Genomic DNA, 20,141 nt, shown 5'->3' with positions numbered 1-20,141 from the left:
TAAAATTTCATGATCAAATCAATGACTGGCTTTGGCATTGCTGAAGCACAAAACGATAACATTACAGTTGAGGTAGAAATCAAAACACTCAATTCTAAATTTTTAGACTTATCCTTGAAGCTTCCTAAAATTTTGAATTCAAAAGAAATTGAAGTTCGAAATGTAATAACCAAAATGCTGATCCGTGGAAAAGCTTCTGTTTCCATAAATATTTCCAAAAAAAATAAGCAATTGGCTTTGCCCAATATAGATCAAGAGCTTTTTACCGCATATTTGGAAAAGCTTTCAGAATTGGAAGAATTGAATGGTAGGAAATTCCATGATATCATGAAAATGTCATTGGAAGCACCTGAGATAATTAAATATGAAGATGATCAGCTTACAGAAGATGATCAGCTGCTAATAATTGACACGCTGAAAAATGCATTAGAAAAATGTAATGAGTTCAGAGATTCAGAAGGCAAAACAGTAAGCGATGTTTTAGCAGGCTACATCAATACCATTTCCGAAAAATTAGAAAAAGCAAAAGATATTGAGCCTAAAAGAATGGAGAAAATCCGTACAAGACTGCAAAACAATGTTAAAGAATTGACCCTATCTGTAGATTATGATCAGGAAAGATTGGAGCAGGAATTAATTTACTATTCTGAAAAGTTGGATGTGAATGAAGAAGTAGAACGCCTATCCATCCATTTAAAATATTTCTTAGATACGCTTAAAAGCAAAGCAGAATCTCACGGTAAAAAATTGGGCTTTATTAGTCAGGAAATCGGTAGAGAAATCAATACATTAGGTTCCAAAGCCAATGATTCTGATTTACAGGAGCAGGTAATTCAAATGAAAGAAGAGTTGGAGAAGATAAAGGAACAGAGTTTGAATGTACTTTAACTTAGTTTGATTTCCTTTTCAATTTCTGAAATCATTTCATTTACTTGTTCAAATAATGGCATAACATCTTTTTCTTCATATTCAAAGACATTTCCATAATCACCTCTTTGTCTCCAATCAAACAATTGAGATAACAATTTTCCGTATTTTTTATTAAGCTTACCAGTTTTAATGAAATGGACAGAAAATTGACTCTTAGTAGCGGAATGTGATTTGGTATGGATCTCGTTTAAGACTAAGATAGCATTAACAGCATAAAAAACTGAATAGTACAATCTATTTACGGCAGAATTCCAATAGTTATTTTCGGCTAATACTTTTGCGGCTTCAAAAGTTTTATAGGCTGTATCTATCCTATATTTAACATATACCCTTCTATCTTCCGCATTCATAAAGCAATGCCTTCTGTATTTACATTTTCATAAAAAGGAGTTACTTTTTGCTTTGTGTTCCAGTCGTCTTTTGAATACACAAATATTGATAAAGCTTGACCTGTTTCTAATTCCAAGTCATATATTTTATCTCTAAACTTTTGTTCAATTTCTAAATTTGAAGGATAATTTGTGAGCACTAAAATATCCCAATCGGAATCGGTTTTTTCATCACCTCTTGCTCTTGAGCCAAATAAAATTACTTCTGCATCAGAATCAATCTCATGAATAGTATTTCTTATTTTAGTTCGGATATTTTCGTTACATGTAGTCATAATAACTAATATACTTATTAATCAATAAACCTCAAACTCCACTTCTTGAGTTCCATCACCTTCTGTTAATCTCAAGGTTTTGATTTTACCGCCTAAATCGGTGTGAACGAGATTAGATTGGGTATCAAATTCATCAAATAAAACCGTATTGGTTATTCTGAATTTTTCTGGTTTCCTGACCTTATAGATTTCCTGATAAACCCAAAGCACATTTTCTTCTAATTCACTTCCGATATAGACGATCTCTCTTTCTTTCCCATCAATTTCAACAGCAAATCTTTTCGAATAATAATCTTTTACCATTTCATCAATTTCAGCTGTGCTTTCCATTGCCAAAATATCAAGTCTTACATTATAATGCTTATTCAGCGTTTGCTCAAAATCATCCACAAATACTTTATGCATGATCTGCACTGATTTGCTATCTTCCTTATAAACCAAATCTGTAATGGAAACATAAAAGGGATGTAGCAATCCGCTAAGCATCCAGAAAAAACCGATAATAAAATTACTGTATAACATTTTTAAAAGTCTCGTGTCTGTTTTGCAAAATTATGGTAATATTATGTTTTGTTACCATAAAACTTGAAAATTACATAAAAGGATATGTCAACATTTAAAGCCTACTTTTTAGAAGGACTTGATCACATACTGGACATTAACGGATACGATCACATTTTATTCGTTTTAGCATTAGCAGCCATTTATTTAATGCGCGATTGGAGAAAGGTTTTAATCTTAATAACTGCCTTTACAATTGGGCATTCCATTACACTTGCATTATCTACATTAGACTATGTAAAAATAAATCCTGAATTAATAGAGTTTTTAATCCCAGTGACAATCTTTATTACTGCTTTTGCCAATCTTTTCAAAAAAGAAAGAGATTTGAAAAGCTCTGGGAATATGCAATTGAATTATATTTTTGCTTTGCTTTTTGGCTTGATTCACGGTTTAGGCTTTAGTAATTATTTAAAAGCGATTTTGGGCAAAAACAGTTCGATTGTCATGGAATTGTTAGCCTTTAATGTGGGGTTAGAAGTTGGGCAAATCATTATAGTGCTGGTCTTCTTGGTTTTATCTTTTATCTTTATAGACATTTTTGGAATGAAAAGAAGGGATTGGGTGCTGATTGTTTCCAGCGCCATAGCGGGAATAGCCGTGACAATCATGATGGAAACAAAATTTTGGTAAGTAGTACATTAAATTAAAATAGATATGAAGAGAATATTTACCGCCTTTATGGCACTTTTTGCTTTTGCAGCAACTGCTCAAGAGTACAAAAACCAAGGCAAATTCGAGCAATTGGATTATATGCTAAGGTCACCGAATGTTTACAGGACAGCTTCAGGTGCGCCAGGACATATGTACTGGCAACAAAAAGCCGATTACAAAATTGATGTAACCTTGGATGAAGGAAAGAATCAAATCATAGGTTCTGAAACCATCACTTACACCAATAATTCACCAGATCAATTAACTTATTTATGGGTACAGTTGGATCAGAATATGCGTGCAAAAAACAGCATGACTTATGATGTGGCTGAAACCAGTATTCCGGATAGAGCAAGTGAAGGACAGATTGATCGTATGATGGGTTATCCTGATTACGATGGTGGTCACAAAATCCAAAAATTGGTGGATGCTGAGGGTAATGATATGAATTATACCATCAATAATACCATGATGAGAATTGATTTGGATGAGCCTTTAAAAGCAGGTGAAGAAATTTCTTTCTCAATTGACTGGTATTACAACATCAATGACAGAGCCAGAATGGGTGGTCGCGGTGGATTCGACCACTTTGAAGATGATGACAATACAGTTTACACCATCACGCAATGGTTCCCAAGAATGGCAGTTTACAATGATTTTGAAGGATGGCAAAACAAGCAATTCATCGGAAGCGGTGAGTTTGCATTGCCTTTCGGAGATTATGAGGTGAATATCACAGTTCCTGAAGATCATATCGTAGCATCTACAGGTGAATTACAAAATGCTGATGCGGTTCTAACTGAAGATCAATTAGAAAGATGGGAAGAATCAAAAACAGCTGATGATCCAGTTTTGATTGTAACTAAAAAAGAAGCTGAGAAAGCTGAAAAAAGTAAAGCTTCAGGAACTAAAACCTGGACTTACCATGCAGAAAACGTTCGTGACTTTGCATTTGGTTCTTCTCGTAAATTTATATGGGATGCAATGGGTGTTGAGATCGATGGAAAAACTGTAATGGCAATGTCTTATTTCCCAAAAGAAGCTTGGGGATTATGGGATAAATATTCTACAAGAGTTGTAGCTCACACATTGGAAGTATATTCAAGAATGACCATTCCTTATCCTTATCCTGTGGCTATTTCAGTAGAAGCTGCAAACGGTATGGAATATCCAATGATTTGCTTCAACTACGGAAGACCAGCTCCAGATGGCACTTATTCAGCCAGAACTAAATATGGTATGATAGGGGTAATTATACATGAAGTGGGGCATAACTTCTTCCCAATGATTGTAAACTCTGATGAGCGTCAGTGGACTTGGATGGATGAAGGATTAAACAGTTTTGTCCAGTTTGTAGCTGAGCAAGAATGGGAACCAAACTACCCTAGCCGCAGAGGACCAGCTGGAAATATTATTTCTTATATGAAAGGGGACAAACAAAATATCCGTCCAATTATGACCAACTCTGAAAACATCATCCAATTTGGAAATAATGCTTACGGAAAACCTGCTACTGCTCTCAATATATTAAGAGAAACTGTAATGGGCAGAGATCTTTTTGATAAATCATTTAAAACGTTCTCTGAAAGATGGGCTTTCAAACACCCTACTCCAACTGACTTTTTCCGTACCATGGAAGATGCTTCAGCTGTTGATTTAGATTGGTTCTGGAGAGGTTGGTTCTACAGCACTGACCATGTAGACATTGCTATTGCAGATGTGGAATGGTACAAATTGGATTCTAAAAATCCTGATGTAGAAAACAAAATCAGAAAAGAAAGAGCAGAGGAAGGTAGCTACCATGTAACGCCTGATAAAAACAATGAAGAAGGTGTTAAAACAGTAGTCGAAAAGCATCCTGAATTGAAAGATTTCTATAACAGCTACGATCCTTTTGAAGTGGATAGTGATGACAGAAAAGCCTATAAATCATTCAGAGCTTCTTTAACAGATAAAGAGGAAGAATTATTGGATGGTGGATATAATTTCTACGAAGTTAAATATGAAAACAAAGGAGGGCTGGTAATGCCAATCATTGTGGAAGTTACGTATACAGATGGAAGCAAAGAGACTTTAAAATATCCTGCTGAAATCTGGAGAAAGAGAGAAAATACAGCCACAAAAGTAATTATTTCTCAAAAGGAAATCGTTCAATTTCAGGTGGATCCTAAAAGAGAAACAGCTGATGTAGATGAAGAAAACAACTACTGGCCGCCAAGAAATATCCCTAATAAATTTGAATTATATCAAAGAAGGAATTCTACGCCAAGAGGTCAATCGCCAGCTGACAATGAAATGAGCAGAAATAAATAAAGTAGTTTAACTACAAATACTATTTTAACCACAAAAGAGTCAACAGAAAACAAAATTTAGTTTTAGTTGATTCTTTTGTGGTTTTTTTATTCAAATAAATATTGAGCAACTTTAATACCCTTTGTGCCTGCCTGTACAGACAGGTCACTTGGTGAATTCTTAGAGACGCTTAGTGGTTAAAAGCACACAGCCTTAGGCTGTAAAAAAACAAAGAGGCTGTCCAAAAAGGACAGTTTTTTTTATGCCGCTATTTTCAGATACCCACATCCATTTTCACTTATTTTTTGCTGTCCATGGATTTTCGACTTAATTTCTGTGGACATTTTATGATAAGGGGCATTTTTACCAACTCTTGGTAATTCGGCATCTGATTTTGATGTTAAAATCACATTATTGGCTATCATTTTCCTGAAGTTGTGACCTATTGCCATCAACAAAAACTCTAATTCTACTTTTTCTAATCCTGAAAATGTAAAACGGTTAAATTTATTGTTGCTTTTTAATTGACCAAACACAGCCTCTGGCTCTATTGGTCTTTTACTTCTGTGCTCAAGTCCTTTTTTGCTTGTTAAGTTTTCTCTGGCCTGCCGTTTTAGAAGGTTTAATCTGTGGTTTACCTCTATTCTTCTGTTACCTATAGCCTTATGGCAAGATGTTCTCAATGGACATTGCTCGCATCTTTTTGCTTGGTAGTAAGCGACTTTAGACTCATAACCGTTAGTTGAAGTGCGTTTCCCCTCTCCAATTTTTTCCATTCTTTGCCCCATGGGGCATACGTGAAAATCTTGCTCGGCATTATAGAAGAGGTTTTGTGGAAGAAACGGGTTGTTCTTCATCTTTTTCTTTTGCTCTTTATGGAAGTAATTATACTTCACATAGGCTTCAACACCTTTTTCTTCAAGCATTTCATAATTTTCTTCGCTGCCGTATCCTGCATCGGCCACTATTTCTTTACTCTGTTTATGGTAGAGTTCTTCAAAACCGGTCAAATGTGATTTTAAAGTAGTGGTGTCACCAGGTGTTTGATGGATGGAAACATGGGTGATAAACTGATTTTCTGTTGATATTTGGGAGTTATAAGCAGGCTTTAATTGGCCGTTTTTCATGTGGTCGTCTTTCATTCTCATGAATGTGGCACCCTTATCGGTTTTGCTGTAGGATTTTCGCTTGTCCAATATTTCCAAGTCCTTTTCATACTTCTCTAACTTTGGAAGATGCTCCTCTTGAAGCTTTTGCAGTTCTTTGGCAACTTTCTTTGATGGCTCCTTTAGTTTTTTGTTGAGTAGCGAAAGTCTTTCCTTTAACTCCTTCGAATCAATTTTTTGGGGCAATTCCTCCTTATTGACTTCTTGATTGTCTGATAAAATACTCCTTTCAATATCCGATAGAACGCTATTGATTTTTGTTTCCAGCTTGTCTTTGTACTTTTCAACCGAGCCCCGCCAAACAAAGGTGTATTTATTCGATTTAGCCTCTATTTTTGTTCCGTCAATGTACTGGACATCAAGGCTGACATACCCCATTTCCACCAGCATTTTCACTACCTCTGCAAATAAGGTCTTGATCGAGTCTTTTAAAATTTTACCACGAAAATCATTGATCGTCCTGAAATCAGGAGTTGAATTTCCCGATATAAACATAAAATGAATATTCTCATGGAGTGCCTTGGCTATTTTTCTACAGGAATACACATTGGAGAGATAACTGTAAAATAAAACCTTGATCATCATCCTGGGATGATAGGCCGATGTCCCACCTCCTTTGTACTTCTTAAGAATGTCGCTGATATCCAATGAATTGACCACCGAGTCAATTAAACGGACAGGATGATTTTCAGGGATTTTATCAAAAATGTTTACTGGAAATAATTCTGGGCAATTGCCTGTTTGATTTTTAAAAACTATCTTAGCCATCGTTGTATTTTGTACGACTCTAAAATAATATTTTTAGAGAAAATCAACAAACAAAAAAGGGTGTCTCGACTTTTCGGACACCCTCTTTTTCCTGTTTTCCTCGCTGGGACACCTTAGATATTCAAAGAGTAAATTTTTCTGTCAAATAGTCTACAGATATCCAAAAACAAGTTAAACGAAGTTAAATAAGGGTATAATATGACAGAATCTATTTGCCTAGTTCATTAATGGCTAACTCCCCCACTTTCGCCTTAGCGAAAAAGCGGGCTGGAGGGTAAAATGGCGGGCAGGCGTTGGCATTTGCGGGAAGTAGCATCATTTTACCTAGATTTTTTGCATACTTTTTCATCAATGGAAAAAGTATGACTAGTTAAGCTAGCAATATCATGCAAAAATCAGCAGTTTAATACTTTATTCTGCTCTCTGGGACACCATAAAACAAAGAAAAAGTGCTCTTAAACCAACCAAAAGCATTATTACAATTTTACCGAGGAAAACCGGAGCCTTAGGCTGTAAAAAAACAAAGGCAGGGAACCACCCCTGCCTTTTTTGTTAACCTAAACTATCCCCTATTTAACATGAAATATCTTATGATTTCAACCAAGCTTTAGCATCCTCCAAGCTGTTGAAATATTGAAAATTTAATTTTCCTTTCTGCTTATCCAAAATATTTTTAGCAGCAAATTTTCTAAATACATCTTTTGAAACTACTACCGCAATCTTCTCTACTTCCTGAGCTGCTTTAGGTATCAGGTTTTCTGAAACCCACTTTTGATCATCTAATGACAATACTCCAGCGTCAGTATTATTTTGCAGCCAATTTTTAATATGTGGTTGCTGACACAAATCATAATTCGCTAACATTGCAGCACGATAATCTTCACTATTTAAACTTCCATGAAAAGTAATCATGGCAGCTTGAACATCAGTTTGTTCTTCAATGGTTACTTTTTCTGATTGAGACACTAAAGTTGACATATTCTTATAATTTTTTATACAATGCAAAATTAGTTGACTGCTTTAAAAGTGTTTTGATTAGCTAATGGATAAAGTTACAGGAGTAGTTCTATATGTATTTTTCAATTATTTGATTAGAAATATTTTGAACATTAAGACATACTCAATGTCCAAAAACCAAGAGGAGTTAGATTATTCCCAAAAATTATATTTTTCCAGATTTTTATTCTGAAATTTGAAATAAATTAACATGTAATAAAATTAAATATTGATTAGTTTTAATTTTAAAAAAGTAACTAATGAAGAAATATAGCCCTCAACAGCTTGCTTTGCGGAATGGACAGGACAGAGAAGAAATCTGGATAGCTTATAAGGGAATTATATATGATGCAACCGATTCAAAATTATGGAGAAACGGCACTCATTACGAACATTGGTCAGGACAAGATTTAACTGATGAACTAATAGATGCTCCACATACAGAAATGGTATTTGAAAGATTAAATGTAATTGGGGAATTAATCCAATGAATCAGTCGGATTGACAGGTTTATTTAAACTTTCCTCTATTTTAACATCCACCTCTTTTTCATTCCCTTCCTCTTTATTAAAGGATATTAAAACGAATGGAATCAGGAAGAAGGTAAAGATAATATAAGCAAAACCAGCGATTCTAAACCTCATAGCCAAACGCCCAAAAGACTTAGCCATTTTAACTGGAATATTTCTGATAATTGGAAAAGGCAGAAAGATTAATACCCCTATCAGATTGAAAAATAAATGAACCAAAGCTATACTTACCGCTGCTTCTGATTTAAAAAGTGCTGCAATCAAAGCTGTTATGGTTGTCCCGATATTTGCTCCTAATATAAAGGTGAAACTTTGCTTCAAGCTAATTTTTCTTGTTGCCACAAATGGGACAATCACTGATGTTGTTACAGAGCTGCTTTGAACGCCAGCTGTAAAAACAATTCCCCAGAAAAATGAGCGATATGGACTTCCAAAAAAGTATTTCTGTAAAAACTCCCTTGAACCACCTGTAATTGATTTATATAAAGTCCTGGATAAAAATTTCACTGTTATGGCTAGCATTACAAATGAAGAAATAGCCAAAACAACAGGATAAGGTATTAAGCCTCCAATAAACAATACTACTGGCTTAGTAAACAGAAAGTATCTAAATTCAGAATTTTGCGCTACATAATCAGCCCCTAAAATAAAATTGGATGCTGCTGAAGATAAATTGGTCAGAATCCCATAATTATATTCTAAAGGAAATAAAATTGCAACCACTAGAATATTAAAGAAATCATGGACAACACCTGCTCCTATAGCTTTTCTAAATTCATCCCGATTAGTGATAAAACTCAATGAAACCAAGGTACTGGTTAAGGTAGTCCCAATGTTTGCTCCCATAATCATTGGGATTGCGTCAGAAAACTCAATAGACCCTGAAGCTACAATAGCCACGATCATAGAAGTACTTGTGCTACTGCTTTGAATAATAGCTGTAATTAAAAGCCCTATAAAAAGACTGATAAATGGATTTGCGGTAAGGTTTATGATGGAATTGGCTATATCCTTATTCAACAACCTAAAGGAATAACCAATAAAATCTATTGCCAGAAGAAATAGAAAAATATTAAATGCAATCAATACAACCCTTTTTAAGGTTGATTGCCACTTTTGCTCATTATTTAAAACTGGATTGTTGATAATTTACTATTTTCTTATGGTGATTTGAAATGCAAAATTAACTTCAAAATACTTAGTAATTGCATTTACAAAGTAAAGCAATTGTTAAGAATTAAATATTACCCCAGTTAACTTAAACTTAATATTAATTCTACCCATAAATATAAATTTTTAAGCATTAAGAATATGATTAACATTGAAGTAACATTGTTAACAATTTTTTAACTCAATGTTTCACTAAGATTAATTAGCTTTGTGACTGAAACATAATTTTGCTAAAAGGCAGTATTGAATCATTTTTTTTATGGCTAAGAAACCATTCCTTAAGTATAACAGAAATACAGTTTCTGAAGTTACCTACAAAACCTTTGAGATAGCTAAAAAGGAAAAAGCTTTTATCACTTTGATAGCTGTTTTCACTTTTATCTGTGGCATCATTACCCCATATCCGCAAATTGCAATGTGGGTAGGCTTTGGTTTAGCAGCCTATTCTGCTATTGCCAATGACAGTATACAGACTATTGGAACTTTTATAGCCTCAAATAGCAAAAAACCATGGTGGATTTTATGGTTGTTTATGGGGTTAATCTTCCTTGCTACTGTTCTTTACAGTTGGATTGTTTTCGATGGAGATGTTAGTAGTCAAAGGTTATTAACAAAAGGTTTTGATCAAGCACCCACTTCATTTAGTTTCTTACAACTAGCCGCACCAATTTTACTATTGGTCCTGACGCGTTTTAGGATGCCAGTTTCTACAACATTCTTACTTTTAAGCGCCTTCTCCACTCAAGCATCCTCTATAGGAGCCATGATTGGTAAAAGTTTAACTGGATATGGATTGGCATTTGTTTCTGCCATTTTCGTTTGGTTCATTGTTTCCAAATTTGTCTCCAAATACTTTAAAAGTAAAAAACCTGCTAAATTCTGGACACCCATTCAATGGATTATTAGTGGTGCACTTTGGTCAGTTTGGATTTCCCAAGACGCTGCCAATATTGCGGTTTTCCTCCCTAGAAGCTTAAATGTTTATGAATTTATTGGCTTTGCAGGCTTTATTTTCATCGGTATGGGGATCTTATTTTTCCTTAAAGGTGATAAAATACAAAGCATTGTAAATGAAAAAGCGGGTGTTACAGACATTAGGGCGGCCACTATAGTGGATTTCGTATATGCTATTTTACTTTACTATTTCAAAGTTATCAGCACGGTTCCAATTAGTACTACTTGGGTTTTTATCGGATTACTAGGCGGTAGAGAAGTAGCCATTGCCATTAGTAAAAAGAGATATAAAAAGAGAATAAAAAATATAAGAAGAGCAAGTAAAATTGTAGGTAGGGATTTCCTTTACGCTACAATCGGACTTGTACTTTCCGTTTTACTTGCCATTGGAGTGAACAAAAAATTCCAAGATCAGCTTGTGAATGAATTTATGAATTTGTTTTAAGAGAATTTATTAAACTTAATCAAAAAGAAAGCCTGTAATTCTAGATTTGAATGCAGGCTTTCTTTTTTAGGGCAGGCATTCTTCACAAATTGACATTTATTTGTTATATTCTTTACTTATAATTTAGCACTAGAACCTGCATTAATTAAAGCTTTTGTCGGGACATCTTCCTTTTTAATTATTTCTTTTCCATAATTCAAATCTAGCTTTTTCTACACTAGATACTGATTTAATATACTCGTCAAAGTTGAACCCTTCATACATTGAAATAATTTCGAACACTTCATCATACTTGGGAGCACCTTGTGGCAGTGAACAACTATTGTCTTTGCCCAAGAGAACTAACCAAAAGTCAGGAAGAAATGGCCCTTCGTCTGTTGTAACTACTACTATTTCATCTATATCGTTCCAGTTGATTTGTCCTGTTTTTCGTTCAGGATGCTCGACTTTAATATACTCCTGTGTTACAGCAATGTCGTAATAGTCTTCTGGCTGCTTTTTCGGCTCTAGTCTTTTGAATAGTTTATCAATTAACCGCATTATAGCTCCTGTAATTCAGTTTTTAAATTCTCTCGTGCAGGTAGCTCAAAGTTTTCATAGAACTCCTTCGTCTTGAATATTCTGTCCATATCAAGAAAGTGCTGGAGCACCTTCTTTCTCCCTTTTCGGTAAAGAAAGTCAGGGTAGATTGAATATTCGTCTCTGATCTTCTTTCTATATGTCTTATAGTTTTCAGTTGTATCGCCCAAAATGGCAAGGTCGAAGTCCACAAGATAATTTGTGTCACTACTGTCGTTGTCATTATGATCTTTGGTCGCAATAATTTGATTTTGACAAGCTGCTATTTTGTAGGCTGGCACACCAAGTTTACTTAGTCGATCATAGGCGATTTCAGCACTTTTTTGTTCATTGTTCTGCCGTTTGATATTATAAACGATGTCGTGATAGAAGATAGAAAACAGAACAGTGTCAAAATCAATTAAAAGGTCTTTATGTTTGATTGCTCTGTCTGTCATGTATTCTAAATGAGTCAGGTTATGATAATGGCGCTTCTTAGCTGTGTACTTCTTTTCTATTTCCGTCCATAGTTCATCAATAAGTTCATCATTCTCAGTGTACCTTGATGTTAGTTCATTCCATATTGTTCTCAAATCGTTCATTTAAATGTGCTCAAACGCTTGTATAAAACCCTTTTGCTATGCTTGGCAACTTTATTTTATTATCCCAGTAATATCCTGTCGACCAACGATTGCCATAATCTCAACAATATTGTCATTATCATTGATTCTAAAATAGATGCTGTCAGCCCCGCAAACACAACGTCTGTATCCTTCTTTTATGTAGTCGACTGACTCGTATGAAAAAGGTCTCTCAGCTATCATTTCAAAGTAATCAAAAAATGTGTTGAAATAGTTGTCTGCCTGTATCTCTCCAAACTCTTTTACTCCATATTGATGTATTCTAATAAGGTCAATTTTGGCTTCGTTGCTCAATTTATATTCAGCCACGAATATCAGACTTTGATTGTGCTAAAATCTGCTCTTTAGTAGCATTGGTAAAGCCACTTTTCTCAGCTTTCTCGAGTTTTGCTTTAATCCAGTCGATTTCCCTTTGTTGGTTTCTTGCTTGTCGAATTAAGTCATTCACTAATTCACTTTTACTTGAATATTCTTGACTTTCGACTTGTGATTTTAGCCACTCGTCATTCGGTTTGGTAAATGATATACTTTGACGTGCCATAATTAATAATTTGATGTAAATATACACCAAATACGAATCAATTTCAAAGAATGTTATTGCTGGTAACGCTAAGGCTATGATGAGTGGGGCTTAAAAAGCACTAAGCTTGCCATCTGCACACAGCCACAGCAATTAATAAATTTACAGATTGTGGCTGACTTTCCAAGTACCGCCAAACTTTCCTGACCGATGAAACCCCATTCATTCATAGCTAGTGTTACATTCCGTTTCATTTTACTTGACTGCTAGAATCAGCTTCCATGTCTTTTTTAATGTTCTCTATCATTAAAATCACCTCTGGTTGATTAGGTTTCAATTCTAGTGATTTATTAAAAAGCTTTATCGCACTAGAACCATCTAAATGAAATGTACTCGTATATATGCCTGCATTGTAATATGAGGCAGAAGGTCTGTAATTGAGTTGAGCTGCCTTGATAAAGTTATTTATTATAGTGGTGGCAGAGGTATCTTTTTGGTTGATAAATTCAAGTGTCATCTTTTTATTCTTTTCTTTAGCCTCTTCGTAAAGTGTCTTTTTGGTCAAGGCTAAAGAATATGCAAGTTTAAAATATGCTTCTCCAATTGTCGAGTCAAGTCTAATAGTATTAGTAAATTCTTTAGCAGACTTTTCAAACTGGTCTTTTTCGTAGAATTCATTTGCTATCATCAGTTGCTTTTGAGCTAATGATTCTTTTGATTGGTTTTTATCTGACCTTTTTTCAGTTTGCCTGTGATTATTTTTATTACAAGCAGAAGCGAATAAGAATATTATAAAGAGGTAAAGAATTTTCATATTTATGGAATGTAACAATTGAATATAGTAACCCCCTGGTGACTATATATCTATTTTACATTTCTAAACTTACTAATATTTTAATTGGGAACAAAAACCTTAATAACTGACTTAAATGAACTATTTGGCGATTAAACGTAGGATTAAACGTTCAATTCTACGCTAGGAAAACTAAGCTTAAATTCTGATGATTATTTACTTTCTAATTCTTTTATAGCTAACCAAGCCATTAAGCCCATCCCTGTTTCTAAGGCAAGCGGATCAATATCGAAAGTTGGTGTGTGTACAGAGGAGTTAATTCCTTTAGCTTCATTTCTAACGCCAAGACGATAGAAACAAGCATCAGTAGCCTGAGAGAAATAGGCAAAATCTTCAGCGGCTAACCATAAATCCAGTTCCTCCACATTCTCTTCACCCAAAAATTCTATGGCATTGGCTTTAGCTCTATCTGTCAATTCTGGTTCGTTAACCAAAAAAGGATAACCGTTTCTGATTTCGAATTCACATTTCGCTCCCATGCTTTCTGCCATACCTTCAGCCATCTTTCTCATTTTTTGATGAGCAGAAGCTCTCCATTCCTCATCCATGGTGCGGAAAGTCCCTTCTAAATAAACCTCATTTGGAATGACATTAGTAGCTCCCTCTGCAATTACTTTTCCAAAAGATAAAACAGATGGGATTTTTGGGCTAGCGTGTCGACTTACAATTTGCTGAAGTGCGACTAAAATATGTGCGGTGATGATAACCGGATCAACATTCAATTCTGGCATAGCGCCATGTCCACCTTTCCCAATGACTTTCATGTATAATTCATCGGTGCTAGCCATGTACATTCCGCTACGGAAACCTACTTTACCGGCATCAATTAAAGGCATTACATGTTGTCCAATAATATTATCAACATCGGGCTTTTTCAAAACTCCTTCCTTAATCATTTTGGAAGCTCCACCTGGTACTTTTTCTTCTCCAGGCTGGAAAATCACTTTAATGGTGCCTTCGAATTGGTCTTTTAATTGGTTCAGGATTTTTACTGTCCCCAGCATGGAAGAGGTATGCACATCATGACCGCAAGCATGCATTACGCCAACATTTTGGCTTTTATAAGGGACCTCATTTTGCTCTGTAATGGGGAGGGCGTCAATATCTGCTCTTAAAGCCGTTACTTTTTTATCTGGATTTTTACCTTTGATTAAAACCACTGTACCTGTTTCAGCCACTCCGGTTTGATGCTCTATTCCCCAGTCGGTTAGGGTTTTACTGATGAATTTAGCCGTTTCAAATTCTTCAAATGATAATTCAGGATTGCGATGTAAATGCTCTCGAATCCCTTTTATTTCTTCAAATTGTGACTTTGCCAGTGATTGAATCTCTGATTTTAAATCCATTTTATGTTTTGATTTTAAGTCTTAACTGAAATTTCGGTCGTGGTGAAGATTGCTTTCATTCTTACAGATTAACAAACATTATTTTTTAACCACAGTAGAAACAACTTGCCCCGACTTTATCGGGGAAGAAAACAACCTGTCCCGACCACTCGGGAAAGGATTTTCGCTAAAGCGAAAAAATTTGTTGTTGAAATCTTCAGCGTCAGAGGCGCCAGTATTCCTCACCATCCAGAATATGGCGATAGAAAAAAGTAAGTTCCTTCCGCTAGCGTCCCGCTAGTGGAAACTACTACCGCCTCTGGCGGATTCTATTTATTATTTGCTAACAACCTATTAAACTATTATGCCAGACATTAATAAAAATCACATGCCCCAATTAATTAATATAAATCCTTTGAGGAACAGAAATAGCATCAGGAAACTTGGGCTTCAATTTCAATAATGTCCTTTGAACTTCCAGTCTTTCTGTAAACCTTCCTACTCTTACTTTATAAATGGGTTGTTTATATTCCACATCAGTTCTGATTTCAGGTAAAACAACTCTGGCCGTATCTCTGGCTGCATAGGCATCAGAACTGCTACTTCCACTATAAACTTGAATAGCATAACCATTTACATATCGAATCTCTTTATTATTCTCCGCCAAAGTATCAAGCTTTTTATTCAAAAGACCTGTTACATCAGCATTTGGATCAAAATTCTCACTTGTCTTTCTGAAACTGCTTTTTTCATTCTCCATTTCAAATGCAGTATCAACTTTAGGGCGATATTGACTTAAATCTTCACTGTAAGATTTACTTGCAGTGGAAGTTGGCTGCGTACTAACACAACCTATTATAAAAAAGCCAAATAATAAAAACGCTATGCTGGTTCCAAATCTACTCATCTAATAAAACACATTTATTGCTTTTAACATCTTCCTCTACTGTCTTAAACTTAACGTCTTTTTTTACGCTTCCGTCTTGATACTGTACAGAAACTCTGTCATTTCTACCTACAATCTTTTCAGATTTTGCCGGCATCTGCTTTTCTACCGGTGGCCTATTTTTATTTTGACCTCCACTTAATACAGAACCTGACTCCTCTTTACTTTCTTTATAATTCTGCTCTTGTTTTCTTTGAGCAGCTGCTTGAACCTGAGAACTATCCTGAACCGGTAAATCAAGCTTCATCATAAATGAGCTTGTATCTTCATTCAATTTACCAATAAATCTTTTGAATAGCTCAAAACCTTCAAATTTATAAATCAATAATGGATCCTTCTGCTCATAAACAGCATTTTGAACAGATTGCTTTAAGTCATCCATCTCTCTTAAATGCTCTTTCCAATTTTCATCTATGATGGCGAGGGTAGATATTTTCTCCATGGAAAGTATCAATTCCTGACCTTCCGTATCCAGGTTTTTCTGTAGATCAGTGACTACCCCAATTTGCTTTTTACCATCTGTAAAAGGCACCATAACTTCTCGTACCGTGGCTCCTTTCGTTTTGGATATATCCTTTAAAATTGGATAAGCTTTATCTTTAATTCTATCATTTTTAGCTTTATAAGAAGCATAAACATGATTGTATAATTTCTCCGTAAGCTCATTAGGCTTTGAAGCTTCATAATCTTCTTTGCTGATTTCGAAGTCAATTCCAAAGGTTCCTAAAATACTTAATCTGAAATCGTCAAATGCATCCATTGCTTTGGAATTATTGACAATATCTTCACAAGTATCAAACAACATATTCATGATATCCAACTGCAATCTTTCGCCATAAAGCGCATTTTTTCTTCTCTTGTAAATCACTTCACGCTGAGAGTTCATCACATCATCATACTCTAGTAATCGCTTACGAGTACCGAAGTTGTTTTCTTCTACTTTCTTCTGCGCTCTTTCAATGGATTTTGAAATCATGGAATGCTGAATTACTTCACCTTCTTCCAATCCCATTCTATCCATCAGTTTGGCTATTCTATCTGAACCAAACATACGCATCAAGTTATCTTCAAGGGAAACAAAGAATTGAGATGAACCAGTATCTCCCTGACGACCCGCACGACCTCTTAACTGCCTATCAACCCTCCTTGACTCGTGTCTTTCCGTACCGATAATCGCTAAACCTCCAGCTTCTTTGGACTCTTTAGCCAATTTAATATCCGTACCACGACCCGCCATGTTGGTTGCGATGGTTACAGTTCCTGGTTTACCAGCTTCGGCTACTACATCTGCTTCTTTGGCATGTTGTTTTGCATTCAATACCTGATGCTTGATTTTACGCATATTCAACATACGGCTTAATATCTCGGAAATTTCCACGGAAGTAGTACCCACTAAAACAGGTCTTCCAGCTTTACTCATTTCCTCAATTTCAGCAGCAACGGCATTAAATTTCTCTCTTACTGTTTTATAAACTTTATCTTGACGGTCATCCCTAACAATTGGCTTATTGGTAGGAATCACTACCACATCCAATTCGTAAATATCCCAGAACTCTCCTGCCTCAGTTTCAGCAGTACCCGTCATACCCGCTAATTTGTGGTACATTCTAAAGTAGTTCTGCAATGTGATAGTGGCATAAGTCTGTGTAGCATCTTCAACCTTCACATTTTCTTTGGCTTCAATCGCTTGGTGGAGACCATCAGAATATCTTCTTCCTTCCATCACACGACCCGTCTGCTCATCTACAATCTTCACTTTTCCATCTACTAAAATATATTCAGTATCCTTCTCGAAAAGTGTATAAGCTTTTAATAACTGATTCACAGAGTGAATACGTTCTGCTTTCTCTGCATAATCTTTGATTAGTGCATCTTTCTTCTCCAGCATTTCTTCATCGGAATAAGACTCATCTTTTTCCAAATTCGCGATTTCAACTCCTATGTCTGGAAGAATAAAGAAATTAGGATCTTCACCATCTTTTGTGATGATATCAATCCCTTTTTCTGTAAGGTCAATATTATTGTTTTTCTCTTCTATGGTGAACAATAAAGGCTCATCTGCCTCTGGCATTAATTTAGAATTATCAGCCAAGTAGATGTTTTCCGTCTTTTGCAAAATTTGACGAATACCCTGCTCACTCAAATATTTAATTAAAGGCTTATGTTTCGGCAAACCTCTAAATGCTCTGAACAATGCCAAGCCACCTTCATCTTCCTTACCTTCTTTGATGAGCTTTTTGGCTTCTAAAAGAAAGTCTGAAGTTAATTTTCTTTGCTCTTGTACTAGTTTTTCAATTCTTGGCTTAAGGGAATCAAATTCATGAACATCTCCTTTGGGAACTGGCCCTGAAATAATTAATGGAGTTCTGGCCTCATCAATCAAAACAGAATCCACCTCATCAATCATGGCAAAATGGTGTTTTCCTTGAACCAATTCTTTGGTTTCACGCGTCATATTGTCACGCAAATAATCAAAGCCAAATTCATTATTGGTTCCGTAGACAATATCCGATTGATAAGCTTTTCTTCTTTCTTCTGAGTTAGGTCTAAAATTGTCAATACAATCAACCGAAATTCCATGGAACTGGAAAATAGGCGCCATCCACTCGGCATCACGCTTTGCTAAGTAATCGTTAACGGTAACAATGTGAACGCCTCTTTTCGCTAATGCATTTAAGAAAGCAGGCAAAGTAGCCACTAAAGTTTTACCTTCACCTGTTGCCATCTCTGCAATTTTACCTTTGTGGAGCACGATACCACCAATCAACTGCACATCATAGTGCATCATGTCCCAGGTAATATCGTTTCCAGCAGCTTTCCACGTATTATCCCAAATGGCTTTATCGCCTTTCAGATTCACATGCTCCGCCTTGCCAGACATTTCTTTATCGAACATAGAAGCGGTTACTTCCAGTTGTTCGTTTTCCATAAACCTACGCGCTGTATCCTTTACGATTGCGAAAGTTTCGGGCAATACTTCCATAAGGACTTCCTCCAACTTTTCATTTCTTTTCTCCTCCAGCGCATCAATCTCATTGAAAACATCCTCTTTAGTGTGCAAATCCATATCAGGATCTTCATCCACTTTAGTATGAAGTGCAGCTATCTCATCATCAATATCCTTCAAATATTGATTGATTCTATCTAAAACATCAGCTGTTTTAGCTCTTAATTCATCATGCGATAAGTCCTTTAACTTGGCAAATTCTTTATTAATTTGCTCAACTAATGGAAGAACTTCTTTTATATCTCTATCAGACTTAGTTCCGAATACCTTGGTAAGTCCTTTTGCTAAAAAATCAAACATTCTTTTTTGCTATAATAATTTAAAATATGTGCTAATTTACACGCTTTTTTATGATTTATTGAAATTTTTAAAGTTCGATTTCACCTTTAAAAACATTCTTCGCTGGTCCAATTAGCCAAACATTTTTTGCGTTACCATTTTCCAACTCAAATTCAACACTTAATTGTCCTCCTAAGGTTTCAATTTCAACAGGAGAAACTCCTCCATGCAACACATGCGCAATGGCACATGCTGTTACTCCAGTTCCACATGACAAGGTTTCATCTTCAACACCTCTTTCATAAGTCCTAACTGAAATTTTATTCACAGATAGTTTCTCTACAAAATTAACATTGATGCCTTCAGCTGCAAATTCATCACTGTAACGAATAGTAGCCCCTTCTTCTTTTACATCTTTCTCTTTTATGTTGCTGGCAAAAATAACATAATGCGGTGAACCTGTATTAATTGTAAAATGCTCTGGAAAAGTATTGATTTCAGATTGAGCTACATCCTGCATACTCAAGCGAACAATATCTCCCTCAATAGTGGCTTCATGCACGCCATCAGTTGAAAGAAAAGTAGTTTTATCCCTAATTATGCCTAAAAATTGAGCAAATTTCACCGCACATCGGCTTCCGTTTCCACACATGCTTTGCGAGCCATCAGGATTAAAAAAGATCATTTCAAAATCATATTCATCATGATTTTCAATTAGTATTAATCCATCTGATCCCACTCCAAATTTTCGGTCACAAAGTTTTTGGGCAATGGTCTTATCGGTTCTATCCAGCATTTGGGAACGGTTATCCACCACCACAAAATCATTGCCTGTTCCTTGATATTTATAAAATTCAATATTTGCCATGTGCTCTATTAAGC

General features: G+C 35.4%; 19 protein-coding genes and 1 pseudogene. 5 read left to right on the top strand and 15 right to left on the bottom strand.

All coding sequences use genetic code 11. The annotated features are described in order from the left end of the window. Positions 1 to 9 precede the first annotated feature (9 nt). Positions 10 to 888, top strand: coding sequence for a YicC/YloC family endoribonuclease (locus ABWH96_RS04715; RefSeq protein WP_375580343.1), 879 nt, complete (start codon positions 10 to 12; stop codon positions 886 to 888). On the opposite strand, the gene ABWH96_RS04710 is transcribed toward ABWH96_RS04715, so the two are convergent. The 3 genes from ABWH96_RS04710 to ABWH96_RS04700 are packed head-to-tail and all read right to left on the bottom strand — an operon-like array spanning position 885 to position 2,116. Further along, complete coding sequence (locus tag ABWH96_RS04710) at positions 885 to 1,280, bottom strand: HEPN domain-containing protein (RefSeq protein ID WP_375580342.1); 396 nt, start codon at positions 1,278 to 1,280, stop codon at positions 885 to 887. The genes ABWH96_RS04715 and ABWH96_RS04710 overlap by 4 nt on opposite strands. After that, positions 1,277 to 1,594 carry a nucleotidyltransferase domain-containing protein gene (locus ABWH96_RS04705; protein WP_375580341.1) on the bottom strand — a complete coding sequence of 106 codons (318 nt, stop codon included), beginning with the start codon at positions 1,592 to 1,594 and terminating at the stop codon, positions 1,277 to 1,279. Before ABWH96_RS04705 ends, ABWH96_RS04710 begins: the two co-directional genes overlap by 4 nt. A 21-nt stretch (positions 1,595 to 1,615) precedes the next feature. Next, on the bottom strand, positions 1,616 to 2,116 hold the full coding sequence (locus ABWH96_RS04700; protein ID WP_375580340.1) for a DUF6702 family protein: 501 nt from the start codon (positions 2,114 to 2,116) through the stop codon (positions 1,616 to 1,618). Positions 2,117 to 2,200: 84 nt separating this feature from the next. Between ABWH96_RS04700 and ABWH96_RS04695 the strand changes: the two genes are divergently transcribed. Continuing rightward, positions 2,201 to 2,788, top strand: a complete 588-nt coding sequence (locus ABWH96_RS04695; protein ID WP_375580339.1) for a HupE/UreJ family protein — start codon at positions 2,201 to 2,203, stop codon at positions 2,786 to 2,788. 24 nt (positions 2,789 to 2,812) lie between these two features. Then, on the top strand, positions 2,813 to 5,122 hold the full coding sequence (locus tag ABWH96_RS04690; RefSeq protein ID WP_375580338.1) for a M1 family metallopeptidase: 2,310 nt from the start codon (positions 2,813 to 2,815) through the stop codon (positions 5,120 to 5,122). 401 nt (positions 5,123 to 5,523) lie between these two features. Here the strand turns inward: ABWH96_RS04690 and ABWH96_RS04685 are convergent. Together ABWH96_RS04685 and ABWH96_RS04680 are read right to left on the bottom strand one after the other, a co-directional pair. Next, a pseudogene (locus tag ABWH96_RS04685) lies at positions 5,524 to 7,035 on the bottom strand (IS1182 family transposase); the annotation flags it as partial. A gap of 588 nt (positions 7,036 to 7,623) precedes the next feature. Next, complete coding sequence (locus tag ABWH96_RS04680) at positions 7,624 to 8,013, bottom strand: STAS/SEC14 domain-containing protein (RefSeq protein ID WP_375580337.1); 390 nt, start codon at positions 8,011 to 8,013, stop codon at positions 7,624 to 7,626. A gap of 278 nt (positions 8,014 to 8,291) precedes the next feature. Between ABWH96_RS04680 and ABWH96_RS04675 the strand changes: the two genes are divergently transcribed. Further along, on the top strand, positions 8,292 to 8,522 hold the full coding sequence (locus ABWH96_RS04675; RefSeq protein WP_375580336.1) for a cytochrome b5 domain-containing protein: 231 nt from the start codon (positions 8,292 to 8,294) through the stop codon (positions 8,520 to 8,522). Here the strand turns inward: ABWH96_RS04675 and ABWH96_RS04670 are convergent. Beyond that, a complete protein-coding gene (locus tag ABWH96_RS04670) occupies positions 8,511 to 9,647 on the bottom strand; it encodes a Na/Pi symporter (protein ID WP_375580335.1) in 1,137 nt (378 codons plus the stop codon). The two genes, ABWH96_RS04675 and ABWH96_RS04670, sit on opposite strands and share 12 nt — an antisense overlap. Before the next feature lie 343 nt (positions 9,648 to 9,990). On the opposite strand from ABWH96_RS04670, the gene ABWH96_RS04665 reads away from it, so the two are divergent. Beyond that, positions 9,991 to 11,130: a hypothetical protein gene (locus ABWH96_RS04665; protein WP_375580334.1), complete on the top strand. Its 1,140-nt coding sequence runs from the start codon at positions 9,991 to 9,993 to the stop codon at positions 11,128 to 11,130. 174 nt (positions 11,131 to 11,304) lie between these two features. Here ABWH96_RS04665 and ABWH96_RS04660 read toward each other — a convergent pair whose 3' ends face one another. The 9 genes from ABWH96_RS04660 to dapF all read right to left on the bottom strand — a co-directional run bounded on the left by ABWH96_RS04660 (position 11,305) and on the right by dapF (position 20,127). Then, positions 11,305 to 11,670: a hypothetical protein gene (locus ABWH96_RS04660; protein WP_375580333.1), complete on the bottom strand. Its 366-nt coding sequence runs from the start codon at positions 11,668 to 11,670 to the stop codon at positions 11,305 to 11,307. Next, positions 11,670 to 12,290: a hypothetical protein gene (locus ABWH96_RS04655; RefSeq protein WP_375580332.1), complete on the bottom strand. Its 621-nt coding sequence runs from the start codon at positions 12,288 to 12,290 to the stop codon at positions 11,670 to 11,672. The genes ABWH96_RS04660 and ABWH96_RS04655 overlap by 1 nt, the downstream gene beginning before the upstream one ends. A 51-nt stretch (positions 12,291 to 12,341) precedes the next feature. Continuing rightward, on the bottom strand, positions 12,342 to 12,623 hold the full coding sequence (locus ABWH96_RS04650) for a type II toxin-antitoxin system RelE/ParE family toxin (RefSeq protein ID WP_375580331.1): 282 nt from the start codon (positions 12,621 to 12,623) through the stop codon (positions 12,342 to 12,344). A gap of 7 nt (positions 12,624 to 12,630) precedes the next feature. Then, complete coding sequence (locus tag ABWH96_RS04645) at positions 12,631 to 12,870, bottom strand: type II toxin-antitoxin system ParD family antitoxin (protein WP_375580330.1); 240 nt, start codon at positions 12,868 to 12,870, stop codon at positions 12,631 to 12,633. 229 nt (positions 12,871 to 13,099) lie between these two features. After that, complete coding sequence (locus tag ABWH96_RS04640; RefSeq protein ID WP_375580329.1) at positions 13,100 to 13,663, bottom strand: hypothetical protein; 564 nt, start codon at positions 13,661 to 13,663, stop codon at positions 13,100 to 13,102. A 191-nt stretch (positions 13,664 to 13,854) separates the two neighbouring features. Next, positions 13,855 to 15,048, bottom strand: coding sequence for a M20 family metallopeptidase (locus tag ABWH96_RS04635; protein WP_375580328.1), 1,194 nt, complete (start codon positions 15,046 to 15,048; stop codon positions 13,855 to 13,857). A 376-nt stretch (positions 15,049 to 15,424) separates the two neighbouring features. After that, positions 15,425 to 15,934, bottom strand: coding sequence for an SPOR domain-containing protein (locus ABWH96_RS04630; protein WP_375580327.1), 510 nt, complete (start codon positions 15,932 to 15,934; stop codon positions 15,425 to 15,427). After that, complete coding sequence (gene secA / locus ABWH96_RS04625) at positions 15,927 to 19,280, bottom strand: preprotein translocase subunit SecA (RefSeq protein WP_375580326.1); 3,354 nt, start codon at positions 19,278 to 19,280, stop codon at positions 15,927 to 15,929. Before secA ends, ABWH96_RS04630 begins: the two co-directional genes overlap by 8 nt. A gap of 67 nt (positions 19,281 to 19,347) precedes the next feature. Continuing rightward, positions 19,348 to 20,127 (bottom strand): diaminopimelate epimerase, encoded by a 780-nt coding sequence (gene dapF / locus ABWH96_RS04620; protein WP_375580325.1) that lies wholly within the window; start codon positions 20,125 to 20,127, stop codon positions 19,348 to 19,350. Positions 20,128 to 20,141 lie beyond the last annotated feature (14 nt).

Origin of the sequence: Marivirga tractuosa (assembly GCF_042140215.1) — a bacterium.
GTDB lineage: Bacteria > Bacteroidota > Bacteroidia > Cytophagales > Cyclobacteriaceae > Marivirga > Marivirga tractuosa_A.
This window is presented reverse-complemented; position numbering and strand designations above follow the sequence as displayed.